Genomic DNA, 20,963 nt, shown 5'->3' with positions numbered 1-20,963 from the left:
GATCAAGGCGGCGGGGTGTTGTCGCCATGAGCGGAGGGTGGATACCGGGACGCGGCGCGGACAGAATCGACGGACGGGGGAGTGTGGCCCCGATCACAGCGGGAGGCAGCGGTGAAGACAGCGATACTGGGACCGGCGCAGCGGGCCGAGGCGCTCGCTCGAATGGCGGAGCGGGAGCTGGACGTTCTGGTGGTCGGCGGCGGAGTCGTCGGCGCGGGGACGGCTCTGGACGCCGCGACCCGCGGCCTGTCCACCGGACTCGTCGAGTCGCGCGACTGGGCCTCGGGCACCTCCAGCCGGTCGAGCAAGCTCATCCACGGCGGTCTGCGGTATCTGGAAATGCTGGACTTCGCGCTGGTGCGGGAGGCGCTGAAGGAGCGGGGGCTGCTGCTGGAGCGGCTGGCGCCGCATCTGGTCAAGCCGGTGCCGTTTCTGTATCCGCTGCAGCACAAGGGCTGGGAGCGCTGGTACGCGGGCAGTGGTGTGGCGCTGTACGACATGATGTCCATCTCGTCGGGCCACGGCCGCGGACTGCCCCACCACCGGCATCTCTCCCACAAGCGGGCCCTGCAGGTGGCGCCCTGTCTGAAGAAGGACGCGCTGGTCGGCGCGCTGCAGTACTACGACGCGCAGATGGACGACGCCCGCTATGTGGCGACGATGGTGCGGACCGCGGCCGCCTACGACGCGCAGGTCGCCAACCGGGCGCGGGTGGTGGGCTTTCTGCGCGAGGGCGAGCGGGTGGTCGGCGCGCGGGTGCAGGACGTCGAGGGCGGCGGCGAGTACGAGATCCGGGCCCAGCAGGTCGTCAATGCCACCGGGGTGTGGACGGATGACACCCAGGCGCTGATCGGGGAGCGCGGGCAGTTCCATGTCCGGGCGTCGAAGGGGATCCACCTGGTCGTCCCCAAGGACCGGATCCATTCGACGACCGGGCTGATCCTGCGGACGGAGAAGAGCGTCCTGTTCGTCATCCCGTGGGGGCGGCACTGGATCGTGGGGACGACCGACACGGAATGGAATCTGGACAAGGCGCACCCGGCGGCCTCCAGCGCGGATATCGACTATCTGCTGGAGCATGTGAATGCGGTGCTGGCGACTCCGCTGACCAGGGACGACGTGGAGGGGGTGTACGCGGGTTTGCGTCCGCTGCTGGCCGGGGAGTCGGATGCCACCAGCAAGCTGTCGCGGGAGCACACCGTCGCCCATCCGGTGCCGGGACTGGTGGTGGTCGCGGGCGGCAAGTACACGACGTACCGGGTGATGGCGAAGGACGCGGTGGACGAGGCGGTGCACGGCCTCGACCAGCGGGTCGCGGAGAGCGTCACCGAGGACATTCCGCTGGTCGGAGCCGAGGGCTACCGGGCGCTGTGGAACGCGCGGGCCCGGATCGCGGCCCGCGCCGGACTCCATGTGGCGCGCATCGAGCATCTGTTGAACCGGTACGGCTCGCTGACCGAGGAGCTGCTGGAGCTGGTGGTGGCCGATCCTTCGCTGGGTGAACCGCTGGCGGCCGCGGACGACTATCTGCGGGCCGAGGCGGTCTACGCCTGCACGCACGAGGGCGCCCGCCATCTCGACGACGTACTGACCCGGCGCACCCGCATCTCCATCGAGACCTTCGACCGGGGCACGCGCAGCGCCCGCGAGGTGGCCGAGCTGATCGCCCCCGCGCTGGGCTGGGACGACGACCAGATCGAGAAGGAGATCACGCACTACCGCAAGCGGGTCGAGGCGGAGCGCGAATCCCAGCGGCAGCCGGACGATCTGACGGCGGATGCGGCGCGGCTGGGGGCTCCGGACATCGTGCCGTTGTAGGTCTGCGGAGCTCTCCCTTAGGCCCGAGGTCTGTGGAGACTCTTAGGGGCCTTAAGGCCGCCCCTAAGGCCCCTAAGGCCTGTGGGGCACCCCTAGGGGTGCCGGGGTGCGCAGAACTCCGCGGTCAGTACCGCGGTGCCGTGGGCCGGGTGGGCCAGGGTGTCGGTGTTGAGGCGGTAGCTGACGATGTGGCGGCCGTCGGCGGTGCCCGCGGTCCGGACGTAGGAGCCGTTGATGTCGCCGTTGTGGCCCCAGACCGTGACGCCGCAGGGCAGCCTGGTCGCGTACAGGCCGAGGCCGTATGCGCCGCCGGTGCCCTTCTCGCTGCGTATCTGGGCCATCTGGCGCGGCGCCAGGAGCCTGCCGCCGAGCAGCGCGGCGAAGAAGCGGTTGAGATCGCCCAGGGTGGTGACCATCTCGCCGGCCGCGCCCGCCCGGCTGGGGTCCAGCGAGGTGGCGTCCACCCGCCGGCCACCGGCCCGGGAGTAGGCACGGCCGTGCGGCTCGGGCAGTACCGGTTCGGTGCCGGGGAAGGAGGTGTGGTCGAGGTGGGCGGGGGCGAGGATGCGGCGGCGGATCTCCGTGGCGTACGGGTTTTTGGTGACCGCCTGGATGACCAGGCCGAGCACGAGGTAGTTGGTGTTGGAGTAGGCGTAGCGGGTGCCCGGAGGGGCCGTCGGCGGGTGGCCGAGGGCGGTCCGCAGCAGCTCGGCCGGGGTGTGGCTGTCGTAGCGGTGGGCGCCGAAGCCCTTGCCGAAGAGCTGCTGCGAGAGCCCGGGGTCCTGGGTGTAGTTGAACAATCCACTCGTGTGGTCCAGCAGCTGGCGGATCGTCACCCTGCGTAGTGAGCTGCGGTTGCCGTCTCCCGCGGCGGGCACGCCGGGCGGGAGGTGCGCGGCGGCGCTGTCGTGCAGGGACAGCCGGCCCTCGGCGACGAGTTGCAGGACGACCGTCGCGACCAGGGTTTTGGTGAGGCTGCCGGCCCGGAAGTGGTCCCGCGGGCGCATCGTGCGGCCGCTGCGCAGATCGGCCACGCCGTCCGTGGCATAGCGCGCGTCGGGGTACCCCGCGCGGCTGGTGAGGGAGGCCGCGCCCGGGGCCCCGTCGTCGATCAGCCGGTGCAGCGCATGCCGGGTCGTCGCGGGCGGCCGGGTGGATGCCTCGTGCGCGAGGCCGGCCGGGCGGGGCGTAGTGGTGCAGGCCGTCAGGGAGAGTACGGTCAGGGCGGCGAGGGCACCCGAACGGAGTAGCGCGCGGCGGCGGCCGGCGACCGGCGGCGCGGAGGGAAACGCGGCGGTCGCGGCCGGGCGAGGCGAGCGCTTCGGCATCGGGACTCCCGTTCGTCGGGGCCATCATGACGGGTACGAGGTGTCGTCCGGCATAGACCCGGGCCTTCCGCATAGCCGCGGATGAGGGAGAATGAAGGCTCTGCCAGGGTGGGTTGTCCGAGTTGGGCCAGTTTGGTGATCGATGGGACGTCGAAGCTGCCAACTCGGCTGGATTGCAGAGGGGATTCAGTGGGCGACGAGGTCGAGATGGACGGCAAAGGGGGCAGGCTGCTCGCCGGCCGGTACCGGCTCGCCGATGTTCTCGGCCGGGGCGGCATGGGCACCGTGTGGCGGGCGCGCGACGAGGTCCTGGGCCGCACGGTCGCGGTCAAGGAGCTGCGCTTCCCGGGCGGGGTCGAGGAGGACGAGAAGCGTCGTCTGATCACCCGCACACTGCGCGAGGCCAAGGCGATTGCCCGGATCCGGAACAACGGCGCGGTGACGGTCTATGACGTGGTCGACGAGGACGACCGCCCGTGGATCGTGATGGAGCTGGTCGAGGGCCGCTCGCTGGCCGAGGTCGTCCGCGACGACGGCCCGCTCACCCCGCGTCGCGCCGCCGAGGTCGGGCTGGTGGTGCTCGATGTGCTGCGCGCCGCGCACGCCGAGGGCATCCTGCACCGCGATGTGAAGCCGTCCAACGTCCTGATCTCCGATGACGGCCGGGTCGTGCTGACCGACTTCGGTATCGCCCAGGTCGAGGGCGACCCCTCCGTGACCTCGACCGGCATGCTCGTCGGTGCCCCCTCCTACATCTCCCCGGAGCGCGCCCGCGGCCACAAGCCGGGCCCGCCCGCCGACATGTGGTCGCTGGGCGGCCTGCTGTACGCCTGTGTCGAGGGCGTTCCGCCGTACGACAAGGGTTCCGCGATCGCCACGCTGACCGCGGTGATGACCGAGCCGGTCGAGCCGCCGAAGAGCGCCGGCGAACTGGAAGAGGTCATCTACGGCCTGCTGGTGAAGGACCCGGCCGCCCGGCTGGACGACGCCGGTGCGCGGGTGCTGCTGGAGGACGTGATCCACGCTCCCGAGGCGAAGACGCCGGAGCCCCCGATGGACGCGACCCGGGCGATGGCGCTGCCGACGGTGCCCGTGGAGCGGGCGGAGCCGAAGGCCGCGCCGAAGCCGAAGGCCGCGCCGAAGCCGAAGAACACGCCGAAGTCGAAGGCCGCGCCGAAGTCGCGGGTGGTGCGGGGTACGCAGTCCGCCGCCGCGCCGGTGGCGGAGCCGGCGGCCGGGAACGCGAGCACCGGCGGCGGTGGCAAGGCGGATGCCCGTACCTCCGCGGGTGCCGGTACGTCCGCGGCTGCCGCGGCCGGCAAGAGCAAGGCCGGTGGAAGCGCGGCCGGCGGAAGCAAGACCGGCGGAAGCAAGGCCGGCAAGCGTGCCGGTGCCGGCGAGACTGCCGTGGCGGGCGTGTCGGCGCGGACCGGGCGTCCGCAGTCCGAGGCGGCCGGGCCGACGGCCGATGAGGCGGCCGGCAAGGCGACCGGTCCCGACGCGGCGGATGCCGGCGGTACGGCGGGTTCGGCCGGTCCGGGCGCGGCCCGTCCGGCGGGCACCCGGCCCGGGTTCGACGCCGAGGCCGCCAAGGAGAAGGTGCGCGGCGCCCTGCAGTCCGTCCGCAGCGCCGCCGCCGCGATGGCGGCCCGTCCGGACTCCAGATCCGGCGACGGGAGCCGTCCGCCGGCGCGCGCATCGGTGACCGACGTCGTTCCGCGCCGCACGCTGATCATCGTGGCCGTGGTCGTCGTCCTGGCGGTGCTGGGCACGGTGCTGGCCGTCACCCTGGGTGACGACTCGGGGAAGACCAGCGGCAAGGCGTCCGGCAAGCCCGACACGTCGTCGTCCGCGAGCCGGGCGAAGCCGTCGACGGACGCGGCCGATGCGGGCGGGGACCAGGCAAAGGGCCAGGCGAAGGACCAGGATCCGGCCGACGCACAGCCGCCGAATCTCACCCCGGCCGAGGACACCGGCGGCAAGGACGACAGCGGCGGCAAGGGCGGCAAGGCCGTGCCGGGCGGCTTCACCGAGCTCTCCAACGACAAGTTCCACTTCCGTATGGCGATGCCCAAGGGCTTCCACCAGACCGACACCGCGGGGGAGGGCTCCGGCGCCATATACAGCGCCTCGGGTGGCTTCCCGCGCATCCAGATCGACTACAACGCCGAGCCCGGCACCGATGCGGCGGCCTCCTGGCGCAGCCTGGAGCCGGCCGTGCGCTCCTCCAGCGACGAGTACCACCTCATCGCCATCAAGTCGGTGAAGTGGCGGGACTATCCGACCGTCGCCGACTGGTCGTTCACCCGTCGGCAGAGCGGCGAGAAGGTACGGGTCCTCGACCGCGGCTTCCGGGCCGATGACCACCACGGCTACGCCATCATGATCACCTGCAAGGCGGATGCCTGGTCGGACAAGCCGTGCCAGCAGATGATCAAGACTGCGTTCAAGACGTTCGCGCTGAAGGACTGAGTGCTGAGGGGCACTGACGTGCTGAAGGGCACTGGGTGCTGAAGGTCTGAGGACTGACGGGCTGAGCGCTCAAGGTTCTGAGCCGGGGGACGGGGGGCCGGCAGCCGGTCGGGGGACCCTGGCACGGGCCGGACGGAAAACGGAGACGCTGCGCGCGGAGAGGTTGCGCGTCGTTGCGCCGAGCGGGCCGCAAGCTCCGATGCGGGCACGTATCGTGAGACGGCGAAGACCGTACGCATCCGCAATCCGCGGGATGACGACCGGAAGTGACCGGAGGCGCCAGCGCCGACGGGCGGCTCCGGCGCGACGGTAGACACAGTGCGCGCTGCGGGGAGGCGTCGTGGACGAGTACGCGGGAAGGGTGCTCGCCGAGCGTTACCGCCTGCCGTTGCGGCCCCTCGGCGACGACGACTTCACCGAGACCCGGGCGTTCGACACCTTCAGCGGGCAGGAGGTGCTGATCCGTCAGGTGCCGCTGCCGGAGGTCGTCGAAGCTGAGGTGGTCGGGGCGGAGGTGGTCGGGGCGGAGGTCGTCGGGGCGACGACGGCAGGACCCGGCGAGCGGAGGCCCGGCGAGCCGAGGTCCGGCGCCTTCGGGGCCGTACGGGGGACGCCGGGGGGTACGGCCGGGGTTGCCGACCGCAGTCCCCGCGATCCCGCCGTACGACGCGCGCTGGAGGCCGCGACCACGGCCGCGCAGCTGGCCGACCACCCCCGGCTGGAGCAGGTCTTCGACGCCTTTGCGCAGGACGGCAGCCTCTGGATCGTCGCCGAACTCCTCACCGCCCGCCCGCTGTCCGCGCTGCTCGCCGACCGGCCGCTGTCCCCGCACCGCGCTGCGGAGATCGCCGCGGACCTGCTCGCCGCGCTGCGGGTACTGCATACGAACGGCTGGCTCCACCGCAACATCACCGCCCGCACGGTCCTGGTCTGCGAAGACGGCCGGGCCATCCTCACCGGCCTGGCGATGGGCGCGGCGCAGGAGGCGCTGTGCGGAGGCGAGGCGTCCGGCGTGGGCGGGAGCGCTTCCGGTGCGTCCGCGGCGGATCGGTCGGAGGGCGAGGGGACCGCGGCGGACCAGCCGACCGGCGAGGGGACGGCGGCGGACGGGCCGACCGGCAAGGGGAACACAGGGGACGGGCCCGCTTCCGACGGGGCCGCGGCGGGCCGGGCTGCCTCCGACAGGTCCGGAGCCGACCGGCCCGCCTCCGCCGCGACCTCGCTGACCAAGCCCGCGGCTGACGGTGCTGCCGCCACTCCCTCTCCCACTCCCACCCCCTCTCCCACTTCCACCTCCGCATACGGCCGGCCCACCGCCGGGCTCGCCGCCGAGCGGGCCCGGCAGACGCGGCTGACCGTCATCGGCCCGGTCACCGAGCGCTGGGCACCGGAGCAGGCCGGACCGGTCCACGAGAACTGGCAGTTGGCGCCGCCGGTCGGCCCGGCCACCGACCTGTGGGCGGTCGGTGCGCTCCTCTACCGGAGCGTGCAGGGGCAGCCGCCGTTCCCGGAGGACAGCGCCGTCGAACTGGCGCAGCTGGTCTGTTCGCAGCCACCCGCGGTCGCCGAGGAGTGCGGGGCACTGCGTCCTGTCGTCGAGTCCCTGCTGCGTCAGGACCCCGCCGACCGCCCGGATTTCGAGGAGCTGAACGGCTGGCTGCGCTCGTTGATCCGTACGGCGCCGGAGCCGGAGGCCGGCAGCCGGCTGGTGACGATGCCGGCGTCGCAGGGCGCCGATCCGCGGCGGCTGCCGATCGTGCGGCGCCGCGGTGAACTCGTCCGGAAGGGGCGCCACAAGAAGACCCGGGCGTCCCGGCGGGCACGGCCGCAGGCGGCATCGGTCGTCGCCGGGGCGGAGGGTACGCCGGCCGCCGCGGCCGCGCCGCCCGTCCCACCGGCGCCGGACCCCGAGCAGTCGGCCCCGCCCGCTGCCGCGCCCCGTCCGCCCCGTCCCCCGAAGCAGCCCAAGCCGCTCCGGCCGCCCAGGCAGGCCCGGGCGGAACGGCGTGCCGAGCCGGCTGAGCCCTGGGGATACGGCGGGGCCGCGGACGGGGAGCCGTACGACCAGCAGACGCTGGGCCAGGTCGGCCAGGTCGGCCAGGTCGGCCAGGTCGGTCATGTCGGCCAGGGTGGGGTGGGCGACGGGGCGCGCCCACGGGCGCGCTCGGCGCGCCCGCTCGGCCGGCTGCTGCTGACCGTGATCCTGCTTCTCCTCGTCGGCGCGGTCATCTATGCGATGGCGTTCCTGCCCAAGTCAGGCGAGGACGCCAAGACCGGCGGGGGAGGCGCGGACCGTGCGGGCACCTCGGGTGCGGCGCCCGCGTCCCCCACTCCGTCCAAGGACCGGGGCGAGGGCGACGGCGGTTCGTCCGGCACCGGCGCGCCGCGGGCCACCAGCCCGGCGGGGGTCGCCAAGGGCTTCGAGGTGCGTACCGACCCCGAGGGCTTCCAGGTCGCGGTCCGCAAGGGCTGGCAGCGGCGCGGGGCGAACGACCGGGGCCAGGTGCGGTACGTCGGCGGGGACTACGAGCTGGTGGTGGTGCCCGGCCGCGACACGACGGCGCACTCCGGCACCGACCCGATGGCGTATATGCAGAACAAGGAAGCCGAGCTGGCGCCGTACCGTTCCTCCGGCTGGGCCTCGGCCTCCGGTCTGCAGCGGATCGACGTCGGGAAGACGGCGATGGCCGAGGGCACCTTCTCCTGGCGGGACGGCAGCGGACGCGAGGTGTATGTGCGTAACCTCGCGATGATCCACAACGGCCGCTACCACCTCGTCCTCGTCATCGGCCCGGACAGTGGGCGGCACGAGGTGGACGAGCTGTACGAGCAGGCGACGAGCGCTTACCGCCCGCGCTGAGGCGGCCGGGTGGGCTGAGGCGGCCGGGCGGCGGCAGGGCCGTCCCCCGCTCAACTCCCGTCACGCGCTCAACTCCCGCTCCAGCGGAGTCCGTATGCGCGGGGTGACCCGGACGTTTCCGAGCCAGGCCGCCATCCGGGCCGCCTCGGCCGTCACCGCCGCGGCGGCTTCGCTGCCTTCCCCGGGTTCTCGGCTTCGCCCGGGCAGGGCGGCGCCCCCACCCGCCGTCAGCAGCCGCCAGACGATCTCGCCGTCCGCGCGCTGGGCCCAGCCGCCGATGATCCGGCCGTTCCACCACACCGTCGGCCCGATGTTCCCGTTGCGGTCGAAGAGCTGCGGCACATGGGCCGGGTCGAGGTACCAGTCGCGGTTCTTCCAGCCCATCGCGGTGGGGTCGAGGGCGGGCAGCAGGGCGGCCCAGGGGTCGGGTGCGGCGACCGGTGCGAGGTCGCCGGGCAGCGCGACGCCGGAGATGCCGTCGTCCAGATCCACCTCCACGGCGCCGGCGGCGGCCAGCGCCTGCCGGGTGGCGGTGAGCGTCCAGCCCGTCCACCACTTGAGATCGGCGACGGTCGCCGGTCCGTACGAGGCGAGCCAGCGTCCGGCGAGGGCGGCGCGCGCCTCGGGAGCCGACGGCGCGGGCAGCTCGGCGAACGCGGTGCCCGGACGCCAGCGGTAGGAACTGCTGGTCCAGCCGCCGCGCGGCCGCCCGCGCCGGATACGGCCCTCGGCGGCCAGTACCCGCAGGATCCGGCTGGAGACGGCGACCGTGGCCTGGTACGGCTTTCCGGGGGAGTTCACGATGGTGTCGCGCAGGTCGGGCACCTCGGCGGCGAGTTCGGCGGCGGTCGCCTCGCCGTGTGCGCTCAGCGCGGCCAGCGTCCTCGCCTCGACCTCGGCCAGCCGCCGTTCGTCCCACCCCGGGGCGCCCTCGATGAGCCACTTGACCATCCCCGCCCGCTCCCTGGCGGCGATCGTCTGCGCGGTGGACGAGGCGACGACCGGTGCGAGCGCGGCGCCGACCGCGAAGAGCGTGCGACGCATGCACAGCAGCCGGACCAGCGACCCCTCGTCGTACAGCGCGCGCTCCACATCCGCCGGGTCCGGAGCGGCCAGCCGGGCGCAGGCCGCCAGATGCACGGTCGCCGGATCGGTGGCATGCAGCCCCACGACCGCATCGGCCACCTCCTCGGTACGGTCCGCCCGGTACGCGGGCGCGAGCAGGTGCCGCAGCCCGAGGCGGGCACGGCGCGCGGCGGTGTCGATACGGGGTCGCGAGTGACTCATGGGGTGACCGTAGGCGGTGCGGAGGACAGCGGGTGTCCGCATTGCCGGGCCCACGGAGGCCGGGCCCACGGCGGCCGGGCGCCGAAGAGCCGTGCGCACCCGAAGAGCCGTGCGCACCCGAAGAGGGGGCGGGGTTACGGGTGCTAACGGGGGTGGCGGGACAAGGCGGCGTTCGCCTTCATCAGTGCGGGGATGAGGGCGTAGGCGGCGGTGGGGACGACGATCGCGGTGAGGACCAGCGTGCGCAGCGCCAGCGGCAGGTGGGCGGTGGCAGGGCCGAGCAGACCCAGAGCGACGGTGATGGTCGGGTAGACGGCCAGCCAGGTGATCAGCGCACGGCGGTGGACGGACGGGGCGGTGGGCGTGTTCGCGGCCATGGAATCACTCCTGGTCAAGGTGGTTGGATCCCTGATCTCCAACCAGGCGGTTGGAGTCTGCCACGCCCCCACCCGGAAGTCCAACCATTTGGTTGGGGATCGGGGTAGGGTTGCCGTATGGCCTGGGACACCGCACGCACGAAACAGCTCCTGCTGGATGCCGCCGTCGAGGAGTTCGCCGAGTGCGGCGCCGACGGTGCCCGCATTGCCCGCATCGCCACCCGGGCGGGCATCAACAAGGAGCGGATCTACCAGTACTTCGGCAATAAGGAGAAACTGTTCGCCGCGGTCCTCGCGTCAGAGCTGGAAAAGATCGCCGCGGCCGTTCCCCTCACCGCGGACCAGGCCGGCGACCTGGGCGACTATGCGGGCCGGGTCTTCGACTACCACTGCCAACACCCGCATTTTGTGCGCCTGCTGGCCTGGGAGGGCCTGCAGTGTTCCGGCCGGATCGCCGCCGAGGGTGAGCGCACGGACCACTACGCAGAGAAGATCGCCGCAGTCGCCCGCGCCCAGCAGGACGGCAAGCTCACCGGCGCCGTCGAGGCGGGCCAGCTGGTGCACGCGGTCATCGCCCTCGCGGCATCCTGGTTCACCCTGCCCCAGCTCACCCACATGCTCCTGTCCGCCCGCACCGACGCCGCCCCGGACAGTCGGCGTCAGGCCCTGGTCATCCTCGTCCGCCACCTCGCGCGGTCATGACATGCGCCGGCCGGGGGTGCGGCGGGCGGCCAGGCCCCAGGGCGTGGTGCCGGTCATCCGCCCTTCCTGTGGCGGGGCGTGGTGTCGGCCGTCACGCCCCTTCTCCCTCGTCTTAGCTGATGCCACGTCAGATTTGGTGCGAGGAGTGGAGGTCGACGCCTTGCCGGTCCAGTGAGGGCGGGGCTAGCCTTTTTCTGACGAACCATCAGGATCTCGGTGAGGGGACAACGATGGGGAACGTGATGGAGCTGCTGCGGGGCGGGGTGCGCGAGCCGGTTCCCGGACCGCCCGCCGCCTCCTGCGCTCTCGCCGGCGGTGATCCGCCCGTCCGGCGGCCCCTCTGCCGCCTCTTCCACTTCCACGGGTAGCCCCCATGGACCTCACGTACACACCGGAAGAGGAAGACTTCCGGGCCAGGCTGCGCGCCTGGCTCGGCGAGGTGCTGCCGCGGCTCCCCGCGAAGCCCGCGGCGACCGACTGGCCGGGACGGCGGGCGTATGACACGGCCTGGCAGCGGATGCTGTACGACGCCGGATATGCGGGCCTGCACTGGCCGCGGGACGCCGGCGGGCAGGGTGCCACCCCCACCCAGCACCTGATCTTCCTGGAGGAGACCGAGCGCGCCGGGGCGCCCTACGTCGGCGCGAACTTCGTCGGGCTGCTGCACGCCGGGCCGACCCTCGCCGTCGAGGGCAGCGCCGCTCAGCGCGTCCGCTGGCTGCCGCCGATCCTGCGCGGCGACGAGATCTGGTGCCAGGGCTTCAGCGAACCGGACGCCGGCTCCGACCTCGCCGCGCTGCGGACCAGGGCCGTACGCGACGGGGACAGCTATGTCGTCAGCGGCTCCAAGATCTGGACCTCGCACGCCGAGGTCGCCGACTGGTGCGAACTCCTCGTCCGCACCGACCCGGCCGCGCCCCGGCACCGCGGCATCAGCTGGCTGGCGATGCCCATGGACGCGCCGGGGGTGACGGTCCGGCCGCTGCGCACCCTGGCCGGTTCGGCGGAGTTCGCCGAGATGTTCCTCGACGAGGTGCGGGTGCCGGTCGGCAATCGCGTCGGCGCGGAGAACGACGGCTGGCGGGTGACGATGGTGACGCTGTCCTTCGAGCGCGGCACCGCCTTCGTCGGCGAGGTGGTGGCCTGCCGCCGGGTGCTCGGCGCGCTGGCCCGGGCCGCGCGCGCCAACGGCCGCTGGGACGACGCCGTGCTGCGCCGCAGGCTGGGCCGGCTGCACGCGGAGCTCGCCGCGCTGTGGCGGCTGATCCAGTGGAATGTCAGCGAGGCGACGGGGGCCCCGCCGGGCGCCGGACGGCGGGGGAACGGCGGTGGTGTGCCGGGAGCCGGCGGCTCGGTCTTCAAGCTCCGCTATTCGCACGTCCGCCAGGAGCTGTACGACACGGCGGCGGAGGTGCTGGGGGCCGGTGCGCTGGACGCGGACCACGAGTGGATCGCGGACCGGCTGTCGTCCCTCTCGTACACCATCGCGGCCGGTACCTCGCAGATCCAGCGGAACATCGTCGCCGAGCGGATCCTCGGCCTGCCGAAGGGGCGGTGACCGGGGCGTGGACTTCCAACTCACCGCGGACCAGCGGGCGTTGCGGGACGGTACCCGCGAGCTGCTGGCCGGACGGTTCGGCCGGGAGCGGCTGCGGGCCGCGGTGGAAGAACCGGCGCTGGACCGTGCGCTGTGGCGTGAGCTGGGCGCGGCCGGGTTCTTTGCGCTGCGGCTGCCGGAGGCGGACGGCGGAGTGGGGCTCGGGCTGCCGGAGGCGGTGCTGGTCTTCGAGGAGGCCGGGCGGGCGCTGCTGCCGGGGCCGCTGGTGGCGTGCCAGCTGCTGGCCGGGGCGGTGGACGGTGTCGCGGCCGGCGAGAAGATCGTCGGGCTGTGCGAGGCGGAGCGGGATCCGGTGCTGTGGGAACACCCGGCGGAGTGCGATGAGTTGATCTTGGTGGAGGAAGGTGCGGGACGCGGAGGAGCCGGGCCCGGGGGCGGACTCAGGGGCGCACACGGGCGCACGGGAGGCGCCTACCGGAGTGCGCAGGACCGGGTGGTCTGCGCCCCGTTTGCCTCCATCGATCCCCTCACTCCGCTCGCCCGCGTCATGGACCTGCCGCGCGCCGCGCCCCTGGCCCTGGACGCCCCCCGGCTCCGCCGCGAGGCCGCGCTGCTCACCGCTGCCCAGCAACTGGGAAGTGCGGCCCGCACGGTCGAGATGGCGGTGGGCCACGCCCGCGAGCGCGAGCAGTTCGGCGTGCCCATCGGCTCGTTCCAGGCGGTCAAGCATCTGTGCGCGCAGATGCTGGTGCGGGCGGAAATCGCCCGAAGTGCGGTATATGTGGCGTCTGTCACGGAGTGTGTCCTCGATGTCGCGGCCGCGAAGCTGCTGGCCGACGAAGCCGCGGTGGGTAACGCACGGGACTGTCTGCAGGTCCACGGCGGAATGGGCTTCACCTGGGAAGCCGATGTGCATCTGCATCTCAAGCGGGCCTGGCTGCGGGCCGAGCGCTGGGGAGTGGCGCGCGAGGCGGAAGAACTGCTGGCGGCGGGCTTGATCGACTGACGGTGGCGGTGCGAGGGCCGTGGTGGTGGTGCTTGGTGGTGCGTGAGGTGCACGGGGGTGAGTGGCGGTGCGTGAGGGACGGCGATGTCAGGCCACGGGAACCTGTAAGCGATATGTCGGACTCGCCGCACGGAAATGGTCACGGAGGGTCGATATCGGGTTGTGTCCTAGGCGTGACTCGTCACAGGGGGGAGTCGGCGTTCCGCTCCGGTACCCTCCGTGGGGTGCGAGTGGTTCTGTGGCGCAACGGGCCCGGTGTCGTCGGAAAGACGGCTCCGGGGTACGGACTGCGCGCCGCTCGCCCTTGGGCGGGGCCCGATCGCCCCCCTTGTTCGACTCCCCGCAAAGTGCGTCGCACAGTATGCAGGATGCATACTCCCTTGCGCTGGAATATGCCCGAAGCGCTTGTTGGGGTGACTCAACGTCAACCATGCTGTGCTCCACCGGGGTCACGCACCGTGACTCCGTGGAGGCGCGAGGCGATGTTTCCGCCGGTTCGGATGGTGTGAGCGGTGCAGGTGCTTCAGGTTCAGTTGGACGTACGGCCCGACCCCGCGGAGGTGGGGAGGGCCCGGCGATGGGCCAGGTCGCGGCTCGTGGGTTCCGGAATAGGGGCCGACGAACCACTTGCGGAGACGCTGATCCTTTTGATCTCCGAGCTCGTCACCAACGCCGTGGTGCACACCGGCGCGGCGGCCGAGCTGCGGATGTGTTTCTCCGGATCGGGTGCCGTGGTCGGGACGGTCCGGGTCGAAGTGACGGACGCCAGCGCCCGCCCGCCACGCCAGCGGCACGCCGACGGTGACGACACCAACGGCCGCGGCCTGGAGCTGGTCGACGGCCTCGCCGACCGCTGGGGGTGGCAGCAGGAGGACGGCGGCAAGCGGATCTGGTGCGAGGTGGACCGCGGCCAGCCGTTGCTGCTGGCGTCAGGGTCCGATCTGGGGGCTTACGAACCCTCTCGCGCGACGCCGCGCGCCGTGACGCATCAGGCCTGATCCGCTCCGGGCGGTCACGGCATCAGTCCGGACCAGGCGTTGACGTGGCGTGGCCGGTTGATCACCCTTGGGTGAAGCGATGCGCCGCGAGGGGACGCCGAGGTGGTGGGGGGCCGGTCATGTGGCCCGGGTCTTGGCGAGTGCGGATCGCGGCCTGGCAGGGCCCCCGTGGGCAGCAGCGGGGGTGGTGGCGTTCCGCGGTGCCGTGCTCGGGGCGCGCACGAGCGCATCGCCACCTGGCCGGCCGGGCACCGTCGGGCCGCCGGCCGTCAAAGTCGGCGGTCCGGCGCGGGCAGGGGACCGAGGATTGCCGCGGCCCCGCCGGGGGATCGCCACCGGCCCGGTCAGAGGATCGCCACGGGCGCGACCGGCGCCCCGGAGCCTCCGACGAACGGTTCGGCCACCGCGGACAGCAGGAACGTCCAGCGCCCCGCCTCCGCGCAGGCCGTCGCCAGCTCCTCCAGATTCCAGTTCTGGCCCTGCGGCATGCCCATCTCGACGAGATCGAGCGCATGCACCGGCATCCACAGGTTCTCGATCTCCGGCGGGAAGATCTCGAAGGTCAGGGTGTCGTTGGCGACCGCCGCGACATCGCGTGCGTGGAACCACTCCGGGGTGCGCAGCGACAGGCCGGGTGACGGGAACGCGTAGGCCTGCCGGTCGCCGGCCAGGTAGTGCCGCAGCTGCCCGGTCCGTACGAGGACGATGTCGCCGGCCCGTACCGCCGTCCCGGCGCGTTCCTCGGCGGCGTCCAGGTCTTCCGGCGTGATGGCGTAACCGCCGGGCAGCTGCCCGGTGGGGTGGGTGCGGGCCACATCCAGGAGGACCCCGCGGGAGACGATCGGGGTGGCCTTCTCCACGCCGAGGCAGGTGGCGCCGTCGTGGGCGGTGACCGAGTCGGCGGGGCGGTTGTTGTAGAGCCGCCCGGAGTGGGAGACATGGGCCAGGCCGTCCCAGTGGGTGGCGGCCTGGAGGCCCATCGTGACTGCGTCGTCCGTCGTCGCGACCGTGCCGGGGCCGAAGATCTCCTGGTTGATGGCGGTCATGGTGTGCAGCGGGTTGACCCGGCCGGGGATCACGCCGGTCTGTACGCCGTCCTGCCGGAGGGGGAGGGCGAGCGGGATGCGGCGGCCGCTGCGGATGCATCCTGCGGCCTCCCGTACGACCTGGTCGGTGATCAGGTTGAGGGTGCCGATCTCGTCGTCCGCCCCCCAGCGCCCCCAGTTGTTCACGCGTTCGGCGATGTCGTGGAACTCCTGCGGCAGGGGCATGGGCCCTCCTCGGGATGGCCGGGTTCGGTACGCCCCGGGTCTTGTGTTCGTACCGTGTCTGCTCAAAAATCTAACGGTCCGTCAGAAACTGCGGGAAGGGTCACGGCATGGGGAACTTCTTGGCCGGCAAAGTGATCGCCGTAACGGGGGCGGGCCGCGGTATCGGGCGGGCGGTGGCTCTCGCCTGTGCGGATCAGGGCGCCAAGGTGATCGTCAACGACTACGGGGTCTCCGTCGACGGCGCCGGACCCAGCAGCGAGGTCGCCGAATCGGTGGTGAAGGAGATCGAGGCGGCCGGGGGCCTGGCCGTCGCGGTGGCCGACGATGTGTCCACCATGGCCGGCGGCCAGCGGATCGTGGACACCGCGCTGGCGCAGTACGGCCGGATCGACGGTGTGGTGTGCGTGGCCGGGATCCTGCGGGAACGGATGCTCTTCAACATGTCCGAGGAGGAGTGGGACCCGGTGGTCGCCACCCACCTCAAGGGGACGTTCACGGTCTTCCGGGCGGCGTCGGCCGTCATGCGCCGGCAAGGTACGGGCACCCTGGTGGGCTTCACCAGCGGGAACCACCAGGGCTCGGTGTCCCAGGCCAACTACGCGTCCGCGAAGGGCGGGATCATCTCGCTGGTGCGGAGCGCCGCGCTGGGGCTGCACAAGTACGGAGTGACGGCCAACGCCGTGGCGCCCGTGGCGCGGACGCGGATGTCGGCGAACGTACCGATGAAGCTCACGGAGATCGGCGAGCCGGAGGATGTGGCGGCGCTGGTCGTCTATCTGCTGAGTGACCGGGCCAGGGAGGTCACCGGGCAGGTGTACACGGTTGCCGGGCCCAAGATCGCCGTGTGGGCCCAGCCGAGGGAGCTTCGCTCCGTGTACGCCGACGGGGGCGGGTGGACGCCGGAGCGGGTGGCGGAGGTGCTGCCGGGGTCGGTCGGGGCCGACCCCATGCCGATGCTGGCGCAGCTTTCGGAGATGGCGAGGGCGGCGGGGGCGGAGGCGCGGCCCAACGCGTAGGGGGTTCGCGCGTTTTCGGCTTTCCCGCCGTGGGGGTTGCTCTTTGTTGCGCCTGGCGGCGGGCCGGGTCCGCTGCGCGGGGCTGTGGGTGCGGTGACGGGCCTGCGGGGCCGGTGTGTGGGACTGCTTCGCTTTACGTCCCACACACCGGCCCCTCCGGCCCGTCCCCTCCCGTGGTGGATGAGTGAACGTGGGTGGGGGCGGGCGTGGGAGGGCTTTGTGGACTTTGGGTTCGGGAGTGGGGACGAGGGGTTTCGGGCGGAGGCTCGGGACTGGCTTGTGGGGCATCTTGTGGGTGGATACGCCTCGTTGGCGGGGCGTGGGGGGCCGGGGAGTGAGCACGAGGGCGCCGAGGAGCGGCGGGCGTGGGAGCGGGAGCTGGGGGCCGGTGGGTGGATCGGGCTCGGGTGGGACGGTGGGGAGGGGGTGTACGGGAACCGCACGGCGAGCCTGACGCAGCAGGTGGTGTGGGCCGAGGAGTATGCGCGGGCCAGGGCGCCGGGGCGGGTGGGGCACATCGGGGAGAATCTGCTGGCGCCGACGCTGCTCGCGTACGGGGACGAGGCGCAGCGGCGGCGGTTTCTGCCGGCCATCGCCCGGGGCGAGGAGCTGTGGTGCCAGGGCTACAGCGAGCCGGACGCGGGGTCGGATCTGGCGGGGCTGCGGACGGTGGCGGTCCGGGACGGTGCCGGCTATCGCGTCAGCGGGCAGAAGATCTGGACGTCGCTGGCCGGGGAGGCCGACTGGTGCTTTGTGCTGGCGCGGACGGATCAGGCCGAGCGGCGCCATCGCGGGCTCTCGTTCCTGCTGGTGGCGATGGATCAGCCGGGGCTCATCGAGGTGCGGCCGATCCGGCAGATGTCGGGCACGGCGGAGTTCAACGAGGTGTTCTTCGACGGTGCGGTGGCCGCGCATGTGGTGGGCGGGGAGGGCGCGGGCTGGCGGGTGGCCATGGGGCTGCTCGCGCGGGAGCGCGGGGTGTCCACCCTCGTCCAGCAGATCGGGTTCGCGGCGGAGCTGGCCGAGGTCGTCGGGGAGGCGGTCCGCTGCGGTGCGCTGCGGGACCCGGTGCTGCGTGACCAACTCGTCTGTCAGTGGACCGAGTTGAAGGTCATGCGGTGGAACGCGCTGCGCACGCTGGGGGCGGCCGGGGACGCCGGTGCGCCGAGTGTGGCGAAGCTGCTGTGGGGCGGCTGGCACCAGCGGCTCGGGGAGCTGGCGATGCGGGTGCGCGGGGCCGCCGCGGCGCTGGGCCCCGCCGACTGGACCGCGCAGGCGCCGTACGAACTCGACGCACTGCAACGGCTGTTCCTGTTCACCCGGGCCGACACCCTCTACGGCGGCTCGGACGAGATCCAGCGCAACATCATCGCCGAGCGGGTGCTCGGCCTGCCCAGAGTGGAGCGGATATGAGGGGCGTCATCTTCGACGGCGAACAGCCCCGGGTCGTGGACGATCTGGAGGTGCGCGACCCGGGCCCGGGCGAGGTGCTGGTCGGTATCCGGGCCGCGGGGTTGTGCCACAGCGACCTTTCGGTGGTCGACGGGACCATTCCGTTCCCGGTGCCGGTGGTGCTGGGGCACGAGGGGGCGGGGGTGGTCGAGGCCGTGGGCGCGGGCGTCGGCCATGTGGAGCCCGGCGATCATGTCGCGCTGTCGACGCTGGCCAACTGCGGGGCGTGCGCGGAGTGCGACCGGGGGCGGCCGACGATGTGCCGGAAGGCGATCGGGATGCCGCAGAAGCCGTTCCGGCGGGGCGACACCGAGCTGTTCAGCTTCGCGTCGAACTCGGCGTTCGCGGAACGTACGGTCGTCAAGGCGGTGCAGGCGGTGAAGATCGCCGAGGACATTCCGCTGACGTCGGCCGCGCTGATCGGGTGCGGGGTGCTGACCGGGGTCGGGGCGGTGCTCAACCGGGCGAAGGTGGACCGCGGGGACTCGGTCGTGGTGATCGGAGCGGGCGGCATCGGCCTCAACGTGCTCCAGGGGGCGCGGATCGCCGGGGCGTCGGTGATCGTGGCGGTGGACGCCAACCCCGCGAAGGAGACGGTGGCGCGGCAGTTCGGGGCGACCCACTTCATCGACGCGTCGGCGGTGGCGGACGGCGTCAAGGCGGTGAAGGAGATCCTGCCGACCGGCGCCGACCATGCCTTCGAGTGCGTGGGCAGCACCCGGCTGATCCGGCAGGCCGTCGACCTGCTGGACCGGCACGGCCAGGCGGTGCTGCTCGGGGTGCCGCCGGCCACCGCGGAGGCCTCGTTCCGGGTGTCGTCGATGTACCTGGACAAGTCGATCCTGGGCTGCCGCTACGGGTCGGCCCGCCCGCAGCGGGACATCGCGCTCTACGCCCGGCTCTACCGTGAAGGGCGGCTGCTGCTCGACGAGTTGGTGACGAAGACCTATCCGGTGGAGGACTTCGCGAAGGCGGCGGACGATGCCCACCACGGGCGGGTGGCGCGGGCGGTGCTGACCTTCGGAGAGGGACGCTGACCGGCCCTGAGGACGGCATGGGCGGGCAGGAATGAGCGTCAGGAGCCGGCCGGATCACTCCGTCACGGGCAGGCACTCGGCGAGCAGGTCGACGACGTCGCGCCAGGCTCGCTGCGCGTGCCGTGGGTGGTAGCCGACGCCGGGGCGCACGGCATGCTCGACCGGTGGATGGTGGAAGGCGTGCAAGGCGCCGCCGTAGACCGCGAGGCGCCAGTCGACGCCGGCGGCCTGCATCTCGGCGGTGAACGCGTCCCGCTGTGCGGGCGGCATGATCGGGTCCTCCGACCCGACCCCGGCCCACACCGGGCAGCGTATGCGTGCCGCCTCGCCAGGCCGGCCCGTGGTCAGTGCGTTGACCGTCCCGATCGCGCGCAGGTCGACGCCGTCGCGCCCGAGTTCCAGCGCTATGGCACCCCCGGTTCCATAGCCGATGGCGGCGATCCGGCCGGGGTCGGTCCGCGGTTCGCCGCGCAGCACGTCGAGCGCCGCGTGGCCGATGCCCCGCATCCGGCCGGGGTCGGCGAGCAGCGGCATGCAATGGGCCAGCATCTCCTCGGGGTCGCCGAAGTAGCGCCCGCCGTGGAGGTCAAAGGCCAGTGCCACGTATCCCAGCTCAGCCAGGGCATCGGCCCGGCGGCGCTCGACGTCGCTGAGCCCCGTCCCCTCGGGCCCGATCAGGACTGCGGGCCGGCGGTCGGCACCGGTGGGGAGCGCGAGGTGCCCGATCATCGTGAGGGCGTCGGCCGGGTAGGCGACCGTACGCGTGGTGATTGTCGTCATGAGGCCGGACTGTAGTGACCGTCCGGCCCGGTCGGGCCGGTGTTCACTGCCGGCAGACGGTGGTCCGCCCCGGCTGCACCATTCGGGCACGGGCCGCCGCCGGTCGCATCTCCACAAGCCGTTGAGGAGCAGGGGACCCCGCGTACCCGCCGCGCACCGGTGCTTCAGTGCGCCATCGGGCCGCCCGCGCTCACCCGCGGAGCTGCCCGAAGGTGCCCCGGTGGAAGAGGAGCGGGCCGTCCTCGGCGGCGGCCGGATCCGTGCCGAGGGCGTCGACCCGGCCGACCACGATCAGATGGTCGCCGCCGGTGTGCACGGCCTGGATCGTGCAGTCGATCCAGGCGGGAACGTCCGCCAGCCGGGGCGAGCCGGTCGCGGGGGCGGCGCCGTAGCGGACCCCGGCGAACTTGTCGCCGCCGCTGACCGCGAACCCGCGGCAGAGCTCGCCCTGTCCGGCGCCGAGGATGTTGACGCAGAACACCCCGGCACGGGCGATCCGCGGCCAGGTGGTCGACGTACGCGCCACCATGAACACCACCAGCGGCGGGTCGAGGGAGAGCGAGGCGAAGGACTGGCAGGCGAAACCGGCCGGTTCCGGCTCCCCGGGAGAGGTGACGACCGTGACGCCGCTGGCGAAGTGGCCCAGGACGAAGCGGAATGCGGCCGGGTCCAACGGAGCACGCTCGTCGTCGCGTACGGCCCGCAGGGCGGGGCGCGGGCGTGGCCCGGCGGGTGCGGTGGCGGGTGCGGCGGCCGTGGTGGGCGCGCCGACGGAACGCAGGTACCGCACGGCCGTGGCCGCCATTGCAGCGTGTCCCATCATGTCTCCATTGAATCTGATGGGGCGTCAGATGGGAAGGTGTGCGGGGCGCGGGGCGTCGGACGCCGGGCGCGGGGTGTCGGGGCTGCGGGGGCGTCGGTCCGGGGTCGGTCGCGGGGCGCCGGCCGCACGGGACACCGGTCACGGGGGCGCCGGCCACCCACACGTGTGGTTTGCCGGG

Annotated in this window: 17 protein-coding genes; 11 read left to right on the top strand and 6 right to left on the bottom strand. The window is 72.9% G+C overall.

The genetic code is table 11. The features are described 5' to 3' along the window. The first annotated feature begins 111 nt into the window (after positions 1 to 111). Entirely contained in the window at positions 112 to 1,818 is a 1,707-nt protein-coding gene (locus ABR737_RS20210; RefSeq protein WP_350251570.1) for a glycerol-3-phosphate dehydrogenase/oxidase, read from the top strand. Positions 1,819 to 1,910: 92 nt separating this feature from the next. On the opposite strand, the gene ABR737_RS20205 is transcribed toward ABR737_RS20210, so the two are convergent. Further along, positions 1,911 to 3,146 carry a serine hydrolase domain-containing protein gene (locus ABR737_RS20205; protein ID WP_350251569.1) on the bottom strand — a complete coding sequence of 412 codons (1,236 nt, stop codon included), beginning with the start codon at positions 3,144 to 3,146 and terminating at the stop codon, positions 1,911 to 1,913. Positions 3,147 to 3,353: 207 nt separating this feature from the next. Here ABR737_RS20205 and ABR737_RS20200 point away from each other — a divergent pair, with 207 nt between their 5' ends. After that, positions 3,354 to 5,618 carry a serine/threonine-protein kinase gene (locus ABR737_RS20200; RefSeq protein WP_502964491.1) on the top strand — a complete coding sequence of 755 codons (2,265 nt, stop codon included), beginning with the start codon at positions 3,354 to 3,356 and terminating at the stop codon, positions 5,616 to 5,618. A gap of 340 nt (positions 5,619 to 5,958) precedes the next feature. Next, positions 5,959 to 8,478, top strand: a complete 2,520-nt coding sequence (locus tag ABR737_RS20195) for a serine/threonine kinase C-terminal domain-containing protein (protein ID WP_350251567.1) — start codon at positions 5,959 to 5,961, stop codon at positions 8,476 to 8,478. Positions 8,479 to 8,538: 60 nt separating this feature from the next. On the opposite strand, the gene ABR737_RS20190 is transcribed toward ABR737_RS20195, so the two are convergent. Both ABR737_RS20190 and ABR737_RS20185 read right to left on the bottom strand, forming a co-directional pair. Beyond that, the gene (locus ABR737_RS20190; RefSeq protein WP_350251566.1) at positions 8,539 to 9,765 is read right to left on the bottom strand and encodes a winged helix DNA-binding domain-containing protein; all 1,227 of its coding nucleotides are present in this window, start codon (positions 9,763 to 9,765) and stop codon (positions 8,539 to 8,541) included. 143 nt (positions 9,766 to 9,908) lie between these two features. Then, positions 9,909 to 10,142, bottom strand: coding sequence for a putative antibiotic biosynthesis monooxygenase (locus tag ABR737_RS20185; RefSeq protein ID WP_350251565.1), 234 nt, complete (start codon positions 10,140 to 10,142; stop codon positions 9,909 to 9,911). 117 nt (positions 10,143 to 10,259) lie between these two features. Between ABR737_RS20185 and ABR737_RS20180 the strand changes: the two genes are divergently transcribed. The 5 genes from ABR737_RS20180 (at position 10,260) to ABR737_RS20160 (ending at position 14,406) form a co-directional block, all read left to right on the top strand. Then, the gene (locus ABR737_RS20180) at positions 10,260 to 10,844 is read left to right on the top strand and encodes a TetR family transcriptional regulator (protein WP_350251564.1); all 585 of its coding nucleotides are present in this window, start codon (positions 10,260 to 10,262) and stop codon (positions 10,842 to 10,844) included. Positions 10,845 to 11,074: 230 nt separating this feature from the next. Further along, positions 11,075 to 11,212, top strand: a complete 138-nt coding sequence (locus ABR737_RS20175; RefSeq protein ID WP_350251563.1) for a hypothetical protein — start codon at positions 11,075 to 11,077, stop codon at positions 11,210 to 11,212. 5 nt (positions 11,213 to 11,217) lie between these two features. Then, the gene (locus ABR737_RS20170) at positions 11,218 to 12,402 is read left to right on the top strand and encodes an acyl-CoA dehydrogenase family protein (protein ID WP_350251562.1); all 1,185 of its coding nucleotides are present in this window, start codon (positions 11,218 to 11,220) and stop codon (positions 12,400 to 12,402) included. Between the two features lie 7 nt (positions 12,403 to 12,409). Beyond that, entirely contained in the window at positions 12,410 to 13,408 is a 999-nt protein-coding gene (locus ABR737_RS20165; RefSeq protein ID WP_350251561.1) for an acyl-CoA dehydrogenase family protein, read from the top strand. Between the two features lie 512 nt (positions 13,409 to 13,920). Then, positions 13,921 to 14,406, top strand: a complete 486-nt coding sequence (locus tag ABR737_RS20160; RefSeq protein ID WP_350251560.1) for an ATP-binding protein — start codon at positions 13,921 to 13,923, stop codon at positions 14,404 to 14,406. 344 nt (positions 14,407 to 14,750) lie between these two features. On the opposite strand, the gene ABR737_RS20155 is transcribed toward ABR737_RS20160, so the two are convergent. Then, positions 14,751 to 15,677, bottom strand: coding sequence for a cyclase family protein (locus ABR737_RS20155; protein WP_350251559.1), 927 nt, complete (start codon positions 15,675 to 15,677; stop codon positions 14,751 to 14,753). A gap of 107 nt (positions 15,678 to 15,784) precedes the next feature. Between ABR737_RS20155 and ABR737_RS20150 the strand changes: the two genes are divergently transcribed. From ABR737_RS20150 to ABR737_RS20140, 3 genes are all read left to right on the top strand, one after another. Next, positions 15,785 to 16,693, top strand: coding sequence for an SDR family oxidoreductase (locus tag ABR737_RS20150; protein WP_350251558.1), 909 nt, complete (start codon positions 15,785 to 15,787; stop codon positions 16,691 to 16,693). 180 nt (positions 16,694 to 16,873) lie between these two features. Then, entirely contained in the window at positions 16,874 to 18,106 is a 1,233-nt protein-coding gene (locus tag ABR737_RS20145) for an acyl-CoA dehydrogenase family protein (protein ID WP_350251557.1), read from the top strand. Continuing rightward, entirely contained in the window at positions 18,103 to 19,182 is a 1,080-nt protein-coding gene (locus ABR737_RS20140) for a Zn-dependent alcohol dehydrogenase (protein WP_350251556.1), read from the top strand. Before ABR737_RS20145 ends, ABR737_RS20140 begins: the two co-directional genes overlap by 4 nt. Before the next feature lie 54 nt (positions 19,183 to 19,236). On the opposite strand, the gene ABR737_RS20135 is transcribed toward ABR737_RS20140, so the two are convergent. Continuing rightward, entirely contained in the window at positions 19,237 to 19,962 is a 726-nt protein-coding gene (locus tag ABR737_RS20135; protein ID WP_350251555.1) for a dienelactone hydrolase family protein, read from the bottom strand. A 190-nt stretch (positions 19,963 to 20,152) separates the two neighbouring features. Beyond that, positions 20,153 to 20,767 (bottom strand): flavin reductase family protein, encoded by a 615-nt coding sequence (locus ABR737_RS20130; RefSeq protein WP_350256858.1) that lies wholly within the window; start codon positions 20,765 to 20,767, stop codon positions 20,153 to 20,155. Positions 20,768 to 20,963: the final 196 nt, after the last annotated feature.

It is taken from the genome of Streptomyces sp. Edi2 (assembly GCF_040253635.1).
GTDB lineage: Bacteria > Actinomycetota > Actinomycetes > Streptomycetales > Streptomycetaceae > Streptomyces.
Note: the sequence above shows the minus strand (reverse complement) of the source record. Positions and strands in the feature narration are given on the sequence as shown.